This window comes from Brucella sp. JSBI001 (genome assembly GCF_026014005.1).
Lineage (GTDB): Bacteria > Pseudomonadota > Alphaproteobacteria > Rhizobiales > Rhizobiaceae > Brucella > Brucella anthropi.
The window spans coordinates 2,788,074-2,802,885 of the sequence record NZ_CP110339.1; the positions used below are offsets into that span (position 1 = coordinate 2,788,074).

The following is a 14,812-nucleotide window of genomic DNA, read 5'->3' on the forward strand; positions in this document are numbered from 1 at the left end:
AGACTCACAATGCAACACGCTGTTGTTTCACACGATGACTGGCTGACCGCTCGCCGGGATTTCCTGAAAGCGGAGAAGGAGCTGACACATCTTCGCGACAAGGTTGCCCAGCAGCGGCTCGCCTTGCCGTGGGTGCGCATCGACAAGGAATATGTCTTCGACACGCCGGAGGGCACACGCACGCTGTCCGATCTCTTCGACGGTAGGTCTCAACTCTTGGTGCAGCATTTCATGTTTGCGCCGGGATGGAAGGAAGGCTGTCCCAGCTGCTCCTTCATGGCTGACCACACCGACGGTATGAACAAGCACCTTGCGCATCACGACGTTACCATGATCGCCGTCTCCCGCGCGCCGCTTGCCGACATTGAACGTTACCGCAAACGTATGGGCTGGGAGTTCAAATGGGTGTCGTCGTTTGACACTGACTTCAACTATGATTTTCGGGTGAGCTTCTCACCCGATGAGGTCGCCAGCGGAAAAATTGACTATAACTTCGGCGAATGGAAGGAAAACGGTGAAGAATGGCCGGGCGTCAGCGCCTTCTACAAGGACAATGCAGGCGAGGTCTTCCGCACCTACTCCACTTATGGACGCGGTGTCGAGGCAATGATGGGCACTTACAATATGCTCGATCTCGCTCCGAAGGGCCGCAACGAGGTCGGCGGAATGGACTGGGTACGCCGCCACGATCGCTACGAGCAATCGCCCCATAAGGCATGATAACCGGATGGCAATGAGAGAACGAAGCACTAGCCGGAATCCGTTGGAGTTCCGGCTAGTGCCTTTCGCCGTTATGGCGCCGCCTTCTCTTTTAAACTGTTCAACAACGGCCCCCTGTGAACATTTGAGTATTCAGGGCTCGGGGAGCAAACTGCTGAACGCAGATCAAGCCGACGCCGTATTCTTGGAATTGGCCGTTTAATGTGTTTTTGCTCGGATATTGTCTTCGTATGAATACATGAACCACCTTCTTGATAGTCCAAGTTTTCTTCCGCATTCCCGTATGTCAGTTTGCTTCGGCTTATTGTCATGGTTTCTGTTCTTGTGCCGATCCTGCAACATTTTTATCTCGACGCAATGCGAGTTTTCGCACCACGACGTAGAATATCGGCGTCAGGAGCAGCCCGAACAACGTGACGCCGAGCATGCCGGAAAACACGGCTATGCCCATGACATGCCGCATTTCGGCACCCGCTCCTGTTGCGATCACAAGTGGTACGACACCTGCAATGAAGGCGAGCGAAGTCATCAGGATGGGTCGAAGTCGAAGCCGTGCCGCCTCTAGCACGGCATTTAACGGATCGACGCCCTCATTTTCCTTTGCTCGCGCGAACTCGACGATCAGGATCGCATTCTTGGCAGCAAGGCCAACCAGAACGACGAAACCGATCTGAGTAAAAATGTTGTTGTCGCCACCGGTAAGCCAGACCCCGACAATTGCCGAAAGCAGAGCCATCGGCGCGATCAGCAATACAGCGAGCGGTAACGACCAGCTATTATACTGGGCAGCCAGAATGAGAAAAGCGAGTAGAACGGAAAGTGGGAAAATATACATTGCCGTGTTTCCGGCCTGCTTCTCCTGATAAGCGAGCTCGGTCCATTCGAAGGCCATGCCGGATGGCAGGGTTTCTGTCATTATGCGTTCTATTGCGGCTGTTGCCTGTCCGAACGAATAGCCGGGCGCCGGACCGCCGCTGATATCGGCCGATGGGAAGCTGTTGTAATGCATGACGCGATCCGGTCCCGAACTATGCTGGATCGTCAAAAGCGCCGACAACGGAATCATTTCACCAGCCATGTTGCGCACCTTCAGTCGGCCAATATCTTCCGGGTGCATCCGGAAAGGCGCATCTGCCTGGACAACCACCCGATAAGTCCTGCCAAAACGATTGAAATCATTCACATAGAGAGAACCAAGGTTCACCTGCAGCGTTTCAAAAATTGTGTTGAGGGGCACACCTTGCGATTTGGCTTTCACCCTGTCGATATCCACCTGAACCTGCGGCGCATTCATCTGGAAGCTTGCAAGCATGCCCGCGAGTTCAGGTGCCTGCATCGCCTTGGCCATGATTGCCCCTTGCGCCTCGGCAAGCGCTTCAAGCCCCAGGCTGGCCCTGTCTTCGATCTGGATTTTGAAACCTCCAGTCGTACCGAGGCCAGGAACCGGCGGTGGCGGAAATATACCGGCAAAACCATCAGGTATCTGGCTGAACTTGCCCATCAAGCGGCCTGCTATGGCAAAGGCGGACAAGGAGGGATCGTTACGTTCGTCAAAGGGCTTGAGCATCGTGAACATGACAGCAGCGTTCGGGATATTGACCATGCCATTGACCGAAAGCCCCGGGAAAGCGACCACACTTTCCACGCCGGGTTCGGCAAGTGCGATCTCCGACATTTTCTTAACCACCGCCTCGGTTCTGTCGAGCGACGCTCCCGTTGGCAGCTGCGCAATACCAACGAGATAATATTTGTCCTGAGCCGGAACAAATCCGCTGGGTACAGTCTGGAACCCCATCCATGTCATGCCAAGCAGGCCGGCATAGACGAACAGGACGAGCGTGCTCAACCTCAAGGCGCGTCGCACCGACCAGACATAGGCAGTCGATGCACTGTCGAAGAACCGGTTGAAGAGCCTGAAGAACCAGCCGAACAAACCGTCGATCACCCGTGTCAGGAGATCACGTTTCACGTCGCCGTGATGCGGCTTCAAGAGCACGCCTGCAAGTGCGGGAGAAAGTGTGAGGGAATTGATTGCCGACAGGATGGTCGAAATTGCGATTGTGAGGGCGAACTGGCGATAGAACTCACCTTGCAGGCCGGACAGAAATGCGGACGGGATGAAGACCGCCGAGAGCACAGACGTAATGGCAATGATTGGTCCCGTCACTTCGTCCATAGCCTTGCGAGCAGCTTGCTTGGGCGTTTCGCCGAGCGCGATGTGACGCTCGACATTTTCGACGACGACGATAGCGTCATCGACCACAATTCCGATGGACAGCACCAAGCCGAACAGAGATAGCGTGTTCAGCGAGAAACCGAACATATACATGAGGGCGAATGTGCCGACCAACGATATCGGCACGGCGACCAAAGGAATGATCGAGGCACGCCAAGTCTGAAGGAAGAGCACGACAACGATTACGACCAGGACGATGGCTTCAAGCAATGTCATCACGACAGCCTCAAGGGAGGCTTTCACGAAGACTGTGGGATCATAGGCAATGCGATATTCGATCCCTTCGGGAAACCCCTTCTGCAGTTCTTCCATGGTGCCGCGAATGGCGCTGGCTACATCGAGTGCGTTGGCGCCGGGGCTCTGGACGATCTGCATCGCCAGTGCCGGTTTTCCATCGAGAAGACTGCGCAGAGCATAGCCGTCAGCCCCTAGTTCGATTCGTGAAACGTCCCGCAACCGGGTAACCTGACCATCAGCGCCGGTCTTGACGACGATATCGCCGAACTGTTCCTCATTGGATAACCTGCCGAGTGTATTGACCGTAACCTGAAGTGCAGCCGAGGCATCTGGTTGTTGGCCTACCGAGCCTGCGGCTACCTGGGCATTCTGCTCCTGAATTGCTGCCACGACGTCCGAAGCGGTCAGACCGCGGGCGGCCACTTTCGCCGGATCAAGCCAGACCCGCATGGAGTATTCACCAGCCCCCCAGACAAGCACGTCGCCTACACCCGAAATACGCGCAAGCTGGTCGCGTACCTGCAAGGTGGCGAAATTCGACAGATAGAGCGGATCATAGCGATCATCGGGTGATACGAGATGAACCACCATCAGAATATCGGGCGAAGTCTTTTGCGTCACCACGCCGATGCGCTGAACCTCCTGCGGCAGACGCGGAAGCGCGCGTGAGACGCGATTCTGCACCTGAATTTGCGCCATGTCAGGATCCGTGCCCTGCTGGAACGTAACGGTCAACGTCATACGTCCATCGGTGGCAGCCTGCGAGCTCATATAGAGCATATTCTCCACGCCATTAATGACCTGCTCCAGCGGCGCGGCGACCGTTTCGGCGATCACTTCAGGGCTGGCACCCGGATAGTTCGCTGTAACCTGCACCGTTGGAGGAGTTACCTGCGGATACTCACTCAAGGGCAGCTTCAGGAGTGTGAGTCCTCCACCAATCAACATCAGGACAGAGAGGACAACCGCAAAGATCGGGCGATCTACGAAAAAGCGCGGGATGTTCATCGATGCGCCTCCCGAACATTTGCTGCAGCCTGGGCAGCTTCGCCCTGCTGGTTGGAGAGCATCGGCACTATCTGCGGATCGACTTCCATTCCGGGGCGAACGAGCCCCTTGATGATGATTTTTTCACCGGACTTGAGTCCCGCAGAAATAACGCGCATTCCGTCGATCATCGGTCCCAGTTCAATCGGGCGGTACTCTGCCTTATTCTCCGCTCCGAGTACCAGCACATAGCGTCGCCCCTGGTCGACGGCAATCGCCTGCTCATCAATGAGTACGGTTTGGGTCGGTTCGGCAGTCACGAGCTTCACTCGGACGAAAAGGCCAGGAGCCAGCCTGTCGTCGTAATTCTGAACGATTGCACGGGCTCTGATCGTGCCTGTGCCCCGGTCGATGCGGTTGCCGAGAAAATCGAGTTCGCCGACAAGCGGGTGGCCATTATCGATCATCAAGCCGACCTTAACCGAAAGCCTGTCTGCTTCGCCCTCCGTCACGGATGCGCGTCCACGAGCTGCGAATTCCAGATAGGTTGCTTCATCGATATCGAAATAAACATAGAGTGGATCGGTCGAAACAATCGTGGTGAGAAGCGTGGCAGCCCCCGCATTGCCGCCGGTAACGAGATTGCCTTCTGTGACAAGAACGCGATCAACGCGACCGGCAATCGGTGCTGTGACACGCGTGAAAGACAGATCGAGTTCTGCAGCTGCAATGGCAGCCTTGACGATCTCCACCTGAGCCTTGCGCTGCCTAAGTGCAGCCCTCGCATCATCAAAGGTCTTACGCGATACAGTCCCATTCGGAGCCAGCGCTTCAGCGCGTTTGAAATCGATCTCAGCCTGATCAAGCAAAGCAATAGCCTGCTGCAATTGAGCTTTGGCTGCATCCAATGCGACCTGGAACGGCCTTGCATCGATCTGGAACAGAAGGTCGCCGGGTCGAACAAGGCCGCCTTCAGGAACGCTGACGCTAACTATGGCCCCACCTACACGTGGACGCAGGTCAACTGTCCTTGTTGCCTCGGTATGACCGGTAAACTCTACGGATGGGGCAACATCGCGTGTGACGACCTCGGCAACCGGTACTTGGGGAGCAGGCATTTGAGCGGGCTGTGCGGCTGCGGATGAAACAAGCGAGAGGAATCTTTGGGTATATGGCTCGATATCGTCTCGATAGACCGCATAAAAGGTACCACCAACGATGACGGCGCCGGCCAGGAACAGGGCGGCGGCTCTATTACTCATTCTCGTTCTCCTTCATAGGGCTGCAGCGTCTGCCAGCGGGACATGACGACGGTCATTTGACGACCTTGCTGTTTCCAACGGTGGAAAGGTCAAGGCCCTGAGAGTTATTTTCCCAAGGAGAGTATTGGTGGCAGCTGCAACCTCGTTTGGCGGCCAATCTCGCGCGTTGTTTCGCCAATATTCCGGGAAAGAGAAGAAGCGATCGATCAAACGATGCTGCTCTTGCATGTGAGGGCCGGAGCCTTCGCACTGTTCGTGATCGGGTCACGTCCCTGCGCAAAAAAACGGTCTTGACCTTACAAGTGTTGGAAGCTGCAGGCTGACAAAAATTCCGCTCAGAACGCCAGTCGATTGTCGGCCGGACTGGGAACGCAAGCACGTCCACCGAGTGAAAGGCCCAGATATGACGCACACCAGTACGCCGCACATTCTCATTTACACAACCCCGACTTGTCCGGACTGTCATGCCCTTAAGCGCTGGCTCTCCGAGCAGGGGCTTTCCTATGAGGAGCGCGACCTCAGTGAGCCGGAGATTGCCGAGGAAGCCAAAGCGCGCACAGGGGTTCGGGTGGCTCCGATCACGATTGTCGGTTCTGAAATTTTCTACGGAACATTCGTGCGGCAGAAGCCAGGTTTGCTCAAGGCCCTCGGATTGAATGATGGACTGTAAGGAAAGCCGGATGACCAGAAGAAACGTTGATATACGACAGACACGGACCCGACTGGAAGTCTCGAACGGACAAACAATCCTCGAAGCTGCACTCGCTGCCGGTATTTCCTATCCTCATGGCTGCCGATCCGGTCGCTGCGGTTCATGCAAATCGCGCCTGATCGAGGGTGAGGTTCAATTGCTTCAGCACTCGCGCTTTGCACTGACTGAGGAGGAGAAATCCGACGGCTTGATCCTCGCGTGCTGCGCATTGCCGCAAACGGATGTCGCTGTCGCGTGGCTTGTCAGCGACGAAAAGGCCGTGGAGGCTCCGCGGCGTCTTGATGCGGTCGTGATCGGACTATATGACCTCACGCACGACATCAAACTGATACGAATTGCGCCTGCAGATGGCTCGTCTTTGCCGTTTACCGCCGGACAATATGCCCAGATCAGATTTACCGGAACTCCGATGCGCAGCTATTCCATGGCCAACCGTGTAGGTGAGGGCAGTCTGGAATTTCACGTTCGCCGCGTCGCAGGAGGTATTACGTCCGAACACATACACGGCGCGCTGAAGTCCGGTGACAAAGTTGAACTCGAATTTCCCCTTGGTTCCTCCTATCTGCGCCAAAATCATTCCGGCCCGATGCTGTGCATCGCTGGCGGTTCCGGCCTTGCGCCGATCAAGTCGATCGTTGAGACCGCCCTTGCTCACGGCATGAAGCAGCCGATCCATGTTTATTTCGGAGCACGCAGCGAGTGTGATCTCTACCTCGTCGAGCATTTTCAGTCCTTGGCCGAACAGTATGCCAATCTTACCTTTGTGGTGGTGTTATCCGAGGCAGAAGCGACACAGTACCGCTGTGGTTTTGTGACAAAGGCGGTTGCCGACGACCTGATGGACCTTGATGGGTGGAAGGCCTATGTCGCCGGCCCACCGGGAATGGTTGACGCTGCCATTCAGCTCGCCTTGGCGCGCGGATTACGTGTTGAGGACATGCATGCCGATGTGTTTTTCACGCCCGATGACGGGCCTAACCAAACACCAGCCCAGTGAACTGGATCAAGGGTCAATCCTGAGAGAGTATGAAGGGAGAGAATTCATATGTGCAATAGATTCGACTGCTACCCGGAGCCAACCGCTCAGGAACTACTCTCGGATCCCATAATCCGCGCTGTCATGGCTGCAGATGCTGTGGATGAAAACCAGTTGCGAGCCTTGCTTGAACAGATGAGCCGGCAGCAGGCGGCGAAAACTCAGAGTATTGTTGCTCGCCACTAAAATCGCTGTGCAAATCGATGAAGTGGACAACGTGATGATAGAGCGCAGGTCTGGATCAGATTTGCGCCCTTTAATTTTGCTCCGAAAGCCGACTTGTTCGAAACCTTTTCACTTTTTCCGAGATGCGTTCCAGACAGGACTGCCCCATACCGATGATTTCCGGCGGAGAATAATACTGAGATAAAAAGCCGCCGCTGCGTATGGTCATGATACGCGGCGGCGGTTCCAGGCAGCTAGTCGCTGTGATCGGCGCTTCATTTCTTCATCATGGTATCCATGGAGACTGTATAGGCCTTTGTCGAAGGACTGCTCGACAAAGGCTTCTACATTGCAGACATATCGTGACAATGCATGGATTATCCGTTGTCATCTAGCCTTGTGCGATCGCCATGCCTGCGCTGATCGCAAGCACATCCGTGATGAATATCGGCGCGATCTTGTTCCTATTCAGTTAGCGGTTGCGGGATAACCTGCTTCCTCGAGAACCTTCAAGACAGATGCCAGTGTCGCAGTTGTTTCGACCTTGACCGCGCGCTCTGTCGGATTGGTGTCGACCTTGGCGCCGGAATCTACCGATTGGATCGCCATAGTTACAGATTTGGCGCACCCGCCGCAGGTCATGCCTTCGATTTTCAATTCCATGAGATTTCTCCTTGTTTGGGTCTCATGACATGCAAGGTGGTTCTTCCAACCGTGGAAAGGTCAAGTGGAAAAAACAAGAAAAATGTCATTGACCTTCCCACGGTTGGAAGAACCATACTTCGACTGAACCTGAATTTCGGAACGAAAAAGGAGTCAGCTATGAATGCTCTTGTTAGAACTCCAGAGACGAAGAACGCAGCAATTTGTCTACCCAATAAAGGCGATACTTGCACGTTCCAGATCGGCTCTCGCGAAAATGCTCTTAAGGCTTTGCCGGCCTGAAGATTGCGGGAGTGATTACATGAATATTGGACAAGCTTCTAAAGCATCCGGCGTATCAGCCAAGATGATCCGATACTATGAGCAGACCGGCCTCATACCTGCTGCCGACCGAACAGCTTCCGGCTACCGCGACTATTCGGACACAGACGTGCATATGCTCCGTTTCATACGGCGAGCCAGAGATCTCGGCTTCTCCGTTGCGGAGATAGGTGATCTTCTCGGGTTATGGCGTGACGAGACGCGACAGAGCGCGGTAGTCAAACGTTTGGCACAAGTTCATATCGACGAACTCCAGAAGAAGATCGCCGATCTGCAAGACATGACCCAGACACTCACGACGTTGGTCAACGCCTGTCACGGCGACCATCGCCCCCATTGCCCGATTCTGCAGCGGCTCGAAACCGATCAGGATGATGAAGACCTTTCGGTTCAGCCGCGTAGTGGTGCTATTGCCCGCTTCATGCAGTGAGACTGACGCCACTGCGACAGAATCCATGAACGCCTTGCGTCTGGCGTCATTGAGAACCTCGACTGGAGCGCCTTCATCGACCGCTACGACCGACCGGAGACGCTGTTTTATCTCGATCCGCCGTATTGGGGCAGCGAGGACTGTTATGGGAAGGAGTTGTTCAGCCGAGGCCAATACCAGGTGATGGCCGAGCGCCTCGGTCGCATCATGGGTCGCTTCATCATGTCCATCAACGACGTGCCGGAGATCCGATCGATCTTTTCGGCCTTCGACATCGAAGATGTGGACCTGACCTACGCAGCGGCTGACGGTAAGGGGAAGGTGGTCAACGAACTGATAATTAGCGGGAGGGCTTAACGGCCCCTTCAGTGGGGCTTCAATGAACGTTCCGCTCAGTTCTTTGAAATCGTAAAACTGTTGTCATTCGATTTTGCGCGCTACACGACGATGATTGCTATTTGATTGCTAGCGTCAATGTGGTGAAAACGAAAACTGGCTAAATCATTGATTTTATGGTGCCGCTTAGGTGACTCGAACACCTGACCCCATCATTACGAATGATGTGCTCTACCAACTGAGCTAAAGCGGCCCGGAACATTACATTCCAATTTCCCGAAGGAAGCCAACCGTTTCCGACTGAACGGTGCGCTGATAACCAAAAGCACGGAGGAAAGCAAGGCCCAAATCAAACAATATCGTTGTTTGTTAGAAAGGTTTCACAACATGTACATCGGCAGTACCAGACGGGGCGGAAATCAACCGGGTTTTACAGCGGGCATGCGATAATGATCCGTAGAGTGTGAAACGTTGGAACCGCACCAGCCTTCAAGCTGGCGCGGTTCCGTGACCATCAAGGAATCAAACGCCTGCGCAAAGACGCTGGCGGGCGTCGTTATATTCACGCTCCAGCCGGTCGACCAGTTGCCCGGCAGGTGCCACTTCGTGGATGGCTCCGATACCCTGACCGCAGCCCCATATATCCTTCCAGGCCTTGGCGCCTTCCTGCTGAGCCTTGTCGAAATCCATCTTGGATGGATCGGCTTCCGGCAGGTTTTCCGGATCGAGACCTGAGTTGGCGATCGACGGCTTCAGATAATTGCCTCCGATGCCGGTGAAGTAGTTGGAATAGACGATGTCGGATGAATTCGAGTCGACGATCATCTGCTTGTAGGCATCTGTCGCGCGCGCTTCGGTCGTGGCGATGAAAGGCGAGCCGATATAGGCGAGGTCGGCGCCCATGGCCTGAGCGGCGAGGATCGATCCGCCATTGGCGATGGCGCCCGAAAGGAGCAAGGGGCCGTCGAACCAAGAACGAATTTCCTGCACGAGCGCGAAGGGCGACAGCGCACCGGCGTGGCCGCCAGCACCGGCAGCGACCGCGATAAGGCCGTCCGCGCCCTTACGGATTGCCGAATTGGCATGGCGGTTGTTGATGACGTCATGAAGGACGATGCCGCCATAGGAATGGATTGCCGCATTCACTTCCGGCACAGCGCCGAGCGAGGAAATGACGATCGGCACCTTGTATTTCACGCAAAGGCCGAGATCGTACTCAAGGCGCTTGTTGGAACGGTGCACGATCTGGTTGACCGCGAAGGGTGCGGATGGCCGATCCGGATTGGCCTTGTCGTAAGTGGCAAGTCCTTCCGTGATCTCTGCCAGCCACTCGTCGAGTTGTGCTTCAGGACGGGCATTGAGTGCGGGAAAGGAACCGACGACGCCTGCCTTGCACTGCGCCATGACCAGAGCCGGATGCGAAATGATGAATAGGGGAGCACCAACCACCGGGATGCGCAGTCTGCTTTTCAGAATATCCGGCAAGGCCATCTTCAATCGTCCTCCGTGATTGACGTTTCCGTAAACGTAATAGTTTTAGCATCTCCTCGCTCAACGGCAATATCAAAAGCGCGCGAACCGATCTATCAATACAGGTCACCCGCGGTTTTCGGAGAATCTTGACAGGGAGTGACGGAAACCAGCTGATTGGGACATTCTTGATGCATGGACACTCCATGGTTAGCAGAATTGCCCGGAGGGGAGGGAATCGCCAGCCTACTTCGGGATGTCTCGTTCATTCGCATGGGGCAGTTCGGCGCTGTAAAACCATACGGATGGGGGAAAACCGCAGTCAGAGTTAATATTTGGTGTCTCCGACATGCTTATTGGCTAGTCAAAGCGGGTGATGAACAGCTAAATGCCTTGATTCAGACGTTAATTTCGCTGAGGCTTATGAAATCGTCTGCATCGGAGACCGCTTGCTCCTGTTGAGGGCGTGACGAAACGGCGGGAAGAACGAACAAGGGAAGAGCAACCTTTGGAAAGTATTGAGCGCGCGATCAGGAATGCATTTGCCAAGGCGGATGCGCATAATCCGGCGACCCGCCAGCGAATCTATGAGTCCGCTTGGGGTGCGCATGAGCGCGCTCTTGCGGCAAATACCGCGCTCAGCGATGTGCAGAAGGAACAGCGCCGCCAAAAGCTAAAGGACGCGATCTCGCACATTGAACAGGAATTCAAGACCGGTGGTGACAAGACTGAGCGTCACGACCCGTCACTTGATGCTCCGCACAGGGAAGATCCGATCCTTGGCGGTAAGGCGGAAGAGGCATCGCCTGCGCTCGATACCAGCGACATCCGTGCGACCTCGCGGCAGAAGAAGCGCAGCAATGCCGATCTCGGTTATGAGGGCGGCGTTTCGCGTAAGGACCGCAGGAAAAAGAAACGTCATTCACCTTTCTATAGCTATGGTATTCCGGCGCTTGTGCTCGCTGTTGCCGCTTTCATCGGTTATTCGCTCTATAACAGCTTTATCGATTTGAGCCGTGGACCGGCGAACAATCCGCTGCATAGCGATGGCAGTATTGCGCCTTTGAAAGAAGGCGAAGAGCCCGGCGGATTGAAATGGATCACGATTTTCCAGCCGTCTGAGGCAACACGAATGTCCGTCAAGGGACGTGCGACGGCGGAAATCAGGCAGGAAGGCACACGCAGTTTCGCACGTGTACAATCTTCCGGTGCCGAAGATACGGTCACATTCGATGTGGGCGAAGGCATTTTGAACCAGCTGGAAGGCAAGAAGGCGACCTTCGACATTGTTGCGCGAGCGGATGATGGCAAGACGACCCAGATGTCAGTCAATTGTGATTTCGGCGGTCTTGGCGATTGTGGGCGAAGGCGCTACGACGTTCGCGATTCCGTGAGCGACTTCCTTTTCGATATGGATATTTCGTCCGGCCAGAAGGCAGGTCGCGCAGGCACGATCACAGTCAACTCGGATTTGAGCGGTTCCGGCAAGCCAGTGAATATCTATGAAATCCGCGTTTCGACGGCGGCTGAATAATCAACTTAGCAGCTTTTCCAGTGTTTCAAGCCGGTCCGCTTCGCGGGGCGGCTTGTCCCAGCGAAGCCGTGAGAAACGCGGAAAGCGCATGGCAACGCCGGATTTATGGCGCGTGGAGCGATTGAGACCCTCGAAAGCAACTTCCACCACCAGGCCATGATCGGGCTCGGCACGCACGGACCGAACCGGCCCGAAGCGCTCGGTGGTGTTCTCGCGCACAAACTTGTCCAGCAATTTCAATTCTTCGTCCGTAAAGCCGAAATAGGCTTTGCCAACCGGCACCAGCACTGGCTCGCCTTCCGGTCCCGTCCAGACGGCAAAGGTGAAATCTGAATAATAGCTGGAGCGCTTGCCATGTCCACGCTGGGCATAAACGATCACGGCATCGACGGTGAACGGATCACGCTTCCATTTGAACCAGGGCCCTTTCGGGCGTCCGGGCAGGTAAGTGCTGTCGTGGCGTTTCAACATGACGCCTTCGATGACGGGATGGGGTGGATTGGCGCGAAACTGCGCCAATTCCTCGAAGTCAGCGAAAGGCAGTATTGGCGAAAGATCGAAGCGGCGAGGGTCGAGCTTGCTGACGAAACCTTGCAGGCGGGCACGGCGCTCGGAGAAAGGCAAGGCGCGCAGGTCTTCGCCAGTCTGCTGGTTCCCGTCCTGCAACAAATCATAGGCCCGCACAAAAGCGGGATAGTCGCGTAACTGCTTCGCGCTCACGGTCTTGCGGTTCAGTCTTTGCTGGAGATCGGAAAACGTGGCAGTTTCTATGCCGGTTTCGCCGTGATGACCGACAAGCAATTCGCCATCGATTGCACCTTCGAAATCCATGGCCTCCAGAATGTCCGGGAATGCGCCGGAAATATCGTCACCGGTGCGCGAGTAGAGGCGGCGTACACCGCTTTCCGCGACAGCCTGAACGCGAATGCCGTCCCACTTCCATTCGGCGCTGTAGGCGGATGCGTCAAGCGAGGGGATTTCAGCTTCATTAAGCGCTGTCGCCAGCATGACGGGGCGAAACGGTGCGGCCGCGGTGGCAGCAGGCTTTTCACCGCGACCTTCAAGCCAGGCGAAAAGCGTCTCATAGGGCGGTGACTGGCCGTGCCAGAGTTCCTCGATTTCGACAACGTTGACGCCGCCAAAGTCAGCGAGAGCCTGTTTGGCGAGGCGGGCGGAAACCCCGACGCGCAAACCACCGGTGACGAGCTTTAACAACGCATAACGTTCCGAAATGCCGAGCAGATCGAGCCATCCGGCCACGAGCATCGGGCCTTCGCGGCGCGACGCAAGCTGCAATTCATGCACCACAATCCCAAGTGGCAGATTTGCGCCGGGTGCGGTTTCACTGGGGCCGGGCCAGATGAGCGAAATCGTTTCGGCGAGGTCTCCCACATAATCATAGGAATAGGCAAAGAGCGTGGGATCGACGCGCTCGGCTATCAGTGCGCGCAGCATGGCGGGCTTCACGCTTTGCAGTTCGAGATCGCGCGTGATTGCCGCCAATGCCAGACCGCGATCCGGGTCGGGAGTAGCGCGGAAATAGTCAACAAGCAGACGAAGCTTGCCGTTGCGCTGCGGCGTCAGAACCAGCCGGTCAAGAAGTTCAGCGAAAGCACGCATCAATCGCCCTCATCTTCATAGCCGATGAGATGCAGCGGCTTGGCCGGTATGTTCTGCAACTCGCACCAGCGAACAAGCGCTTCCTCGCGTCCATGCGTGACCCACACTTCGGCAGGTGCGATTTCCGTTATGGTCGCCGTCAGTTCATCCCAGTCGCAATGGTCGGAAATGATGAGTGGCAGTTCAACGCCCTGTTGCTTGGCGCGCTGGCGGATGCGCATCCAGCCGGAGGCGAAGGCCGAAATGGGATCGGGAAAACGCCGCGCCCAACGGTCGGAAAAAGCCGATGGAGGACCGACGATGATCTTGCCTGCAAAATCCGGCTGCGCTTCGTCACGTTCCAGGGTTGCCGGTTCAAGCGGACCGAGATCGATACCTTGTGCCTGGTAATAATCGCACATCTTTTCCAGTGCACCGTGAATATAGATCGGTTCCGAGTAGCCTGCATTGCGTATGAGTTTGATAACCCGCTGCGCCTTGCCCAGCGAATAGGCACCGACAAGGTGCGCGCGTTCAGGAAATTGCCGGATTGATTTGAGAAGCGTTGCGATCTCGTGTGACGCATCAGGGTGACGAAACACTGGCAGCGCAAAGGTTGCTTCGGTGATGAAGACATCACAGGCGACCGGCTCAAAAGGTGCGCAGGTTGGATCGGCTGCGCGCTTGTAATCGCCCGAAGCGACAATGCGGGTTCCGTCCTTCTCCACTGCGATCTGGGCCGAACCGAGCACATGGCCCGCGCCATGAAAACTGACCCGGACACCATTGATCGTCAGGGTTTCACCGAGGCCTATCGGTTGCGTGGTTTCGGCGAAGTTCGCGCCGTAGCGTAGCGCCATGATGTCGAGCGTTTCGGGCGTTGCCAGTACATGGGTGTGGCCCGAGCGGGCATGATCGGAATGTCCGTGCGTGATGAGCGCGCGTTCCACCGGACGCACGGGGTCGATGTAGAAATCGCCGGGCGGGCAATAAAGACCTTTGGGAGAGGAGCAGAGAAGCTGGTTGAAACGCATGGTTTCAAGATAGGTCACGAAGTTCGCGCCGAAAAGAGAGGGAGCTTGCGTCTGCTGACAAAATGAGAAC

Annotated in this window: 12 protein-coding genes and 1 tRNA gene; 6 read left to right on the forward strand and 7 right to left on the reverse strand. The window is 55.8% G+C overall.

Annotated elements, in window-relative coordinates:
* The first annotated feature begins 9 nt into the window (after positions 1 to 9).
* On the forward strand, positions 10 to 720 hold the full coding sequence (locus LJ361_RS13225; RefSeq protein WP_029926520.1) for a DUF899 domain-containing protein: 711 nt from the start codon (positions 10 to 12) through the stop codon (positions 718 to 720).
* Positions 721 to 1,027: 307 nt separating this feature from the next.
* Here LJ361_RS13225 and LJ361_RS13230 read toward each other — a convergent pair whose 3' ends face one another.
* Together LJ361_RS13230 and LJ361_RS13235 are read right to left on the reverse strand one after the other, a co-directional pair.
* Positions 1,028 to 4,201: an efflux RND transporter permease subunit gene (locus tag LJ361_RS13230; RefSeq protein WP_010659234.1), complete on the reverse strand. Its 3,174-nt coding sequence runs from the start codon at positions 4,199 to 4,201 to the stop codon at positions 1,028 to 1,030.
* Positions 4,198 to 5,442 carry an efflux RND transporter periplasmic adaptor subunit gene (locus LJ361_RS13235; protein ID WP_264811710.1) on the reverse strand — a complete coding sequence of 415 codons (1,245 nt, stop codon included), beginning with the start codon at positions 5,440 to 5,442 and terminating at the stop codon, positions 4,198 to 4,200. The genes LJ361_RS13230 and LJ361_RS13235 overlap by 4 nt, the downstream gene beginning before the upstream one ends.
* Before the next feature lie 403 nt (positions 5,443 to 5,845).
* On the opposite strand from LJ361_RS13235, the gene LJ361_RS13240 reads away from it, so the two are divergent.
* Positions 5,846 to 6,112: a glutaredoxin family protein gene (locus LJ361_RS13240; protein WP_010659232.1), complete on the forward strand. Its 267-nt coding sequence runs from the start codon at positions 5,846 to 5,848 to the stop codon at positions 6,110 to 6,112.
* Between the two features lie 10 nt (positions 6,113 to 6,122).
* A complete protein-coding gene (locus tag LJ361_RS13245; protein ID WP_125301017.1) occupies positions 6,123 to 7,151 on the forward strand; it encodes a 2Fe-2S iron-sulfur cluster-binding protein in 1,029 nt (342 codons plus the stop codon).
* 672 nt (positions 7,152 to 7,823) lie between these two features.
* On the opposite strand, the gene LJ361_RS13250 is transcribed toward LJ361_RS13245, so the two are convergent.
* On the reverse strand, positions 7,824 to 8,018 hold the full coding sequence (locus LJ361_RS13250) for a heavy-metal-associated domain-containing protein (RefSeq protein WP_010659230.1): 195 nt from the start codon (positions 8,016 to 8,018) through the stop codon (positions 7,824 to 7,826).
* Positions 8,019 to 8,319: 301 nt separating this feature from the next.
* Between LJ361_RS13250 and cueR the strand changes: the two genes are divergently transcribed.
* Both cueR and LJ361_RS13260 read left to right on the forward strand, forming a co-directional pair.
* Positions 8,320 to 8,769, forward strand: a complete 450-nt coding sequence (gene cueR / locus LJ361_RS13255) for a Cu(I)-responsive transcriptional regulator (protein ID WP_010659229.1) — start codon at positions 8,320 to 8,322, stop codon at positions 8,767 to 8,769.
* Between the two features lie 75 nt (positions 8,770 to 8,844).
* Positions 8,845 to 9,126, forward strand: coding sequence for a hypothetical protein (locus tag LJ361_RS13260; protein WP_313732709.1), 282 nt, complete (start codon positions 8,845 to 8,847; stop codon positions 9,124 to 9,126).
* A 156-nt stretch (positions 9,127 to 9,282) separates the two neighbouring features.
* Here LJ361_RS13260 and LJ361_RS13265 read toward each other — a convergent pair.
* Positions 9,283 to 9,358, reverse strand: a tRNA-Thr gene (locus tag LJ361_RS13265).
* 269 nt (positions 9,359 to 9,627) lie between these two features.
* A complete protein-coding gene (locus LJ361_RS13270) occupies positions 9,628 to 10,596 on the reverse strand; it encodes an NAD(P)H-dependent flavin oxidoreductase (RefSeq protein ID WP_264813601.1) in 969 nt (322 codons plus the stop codon).
* A 487-nt stretch (positions 10,597 to 11,083) separates the two neighbouring features.
* Between LJ361_RS13270 and LJ361_RS13275 the strand changes: the two genes are divergently transcribed.
* On the forward strand, positions 11,084 to 12,109 hold the full coding sequence (locus tag LJ361_RS13275) for a hypothetical protein (protein WP_012093378.1): 1,026 nt from the start codon (positions 11,084 to 11,086) through the stop codon (positions 12,107 to 12,109).
* Here LJ361_RS13275 and LJ361_RS13280 read toward each other — a convergent pair whose 3' ends face one another.
* On the reverse strand, positions 12,110 to 13,729 hold the full coding sequence (locus tag LJ361_RS13280) for a cisplatin damage response ATP-dependent DNA ligase (protein WP_264811712.1): 1,620 nt from the start codon (positions 13,727 to 13,729) through the stop codon (positions 12,110 to 12,112). It lies immediately after the preceding gene.
* A complete protein-coding gene (locus LJ361_RS13285) occupies positions 13,729 to 14,742 on the reverse strand; it encodes a ligase-associated DNA damage response exonuclease (protein WP_264813602.1) in 1,014 nt (337 codons plus the stop codon). Before LJ361_RS13285 ends, LJ361_RS13280 begins: the two co-directional genes overlap by 1 nt.
* Positions 14,743 to 14,812: the final 70 nt, after the last annotated feature.

What these genes read in the sequence shown, in the direction of transcription:
- LJ361_RS13225 (WP_029926520.1), top strand. Translation starts at nt 10, where the DNA reads ATGCAACACGCTGTTGTTTCACACGATGACTGGCTGACCGCTCGCCGG.
- LJ361_RS13230 (WP_010659234.1), bottom strand. Translation starts at nt 4,201, where the DNA reads ATGAACATCCCGCGCTTTTTCGTAGATCGCCCGATCTTTGCGGTTGTC.
- LJ361_RS13235 (WP_264811710.1), bottom strand. Translation starts at nt 5,442, where the DNA reads ATGAGTAATAGAGCCGCCGCCCTGTTCCTGGCCGGCGCCGTCATCGTT.
- LJ361_RS13240 (WP_010659232.1), top strand. Translation starts at nt 5,846, where the DNA reads ATGACGCACACCAGTACGCCGCACATTCTCATTTACACAACCCCGACT.
- LJ361_RS13245 (WP_125301017.1), top strand. Translation starts at nt 6,123, where the DNA reads ATGACCAGAAGAAACGTTGATATACGACAGACACGGACCCGACTGGAA.
- LJ361_RS13250 (WP_010659230.1), bottom strand. Translation starts at nt 8,018, where the DNA reads ATGGAATTGAAAATCGAAGGCATGACCTGCGGCGGGTGCGCCAAATCT.
- cueR (WP_010659229.1), top strand. Translation starts at nt 8,320, where the DNA reads ATGAATATTGGACAAGCTTCTAAAGCATCCGGCGTATCAGCCAAGATG.
- LJ361_RS13270 (WP_264813601.1), bottom strand. Translation starts at nt 10,596, where the DNA reads ATGGCCTTGCCGGATATTCTGAAAAGCAGACTGCGCATCCCGGTGGTT.
- LJ361_RS13280 (WP_264811712.1), bottom strand. Translation starts at nt 13,729, where the DNA reads ATGCGTGCTTTCGCTGAACTTCTTGACCGGCTGGTTCTGACGCCGCAG.
- LJ361_RS13285 (WP_264813602.1), bottom strand. Translation starts at nt 14,742, where the DNA reads ATGCGTTTCAACCAGCTTCTCTGCTCCTCTCCCAAAGGTCTTTATTGC.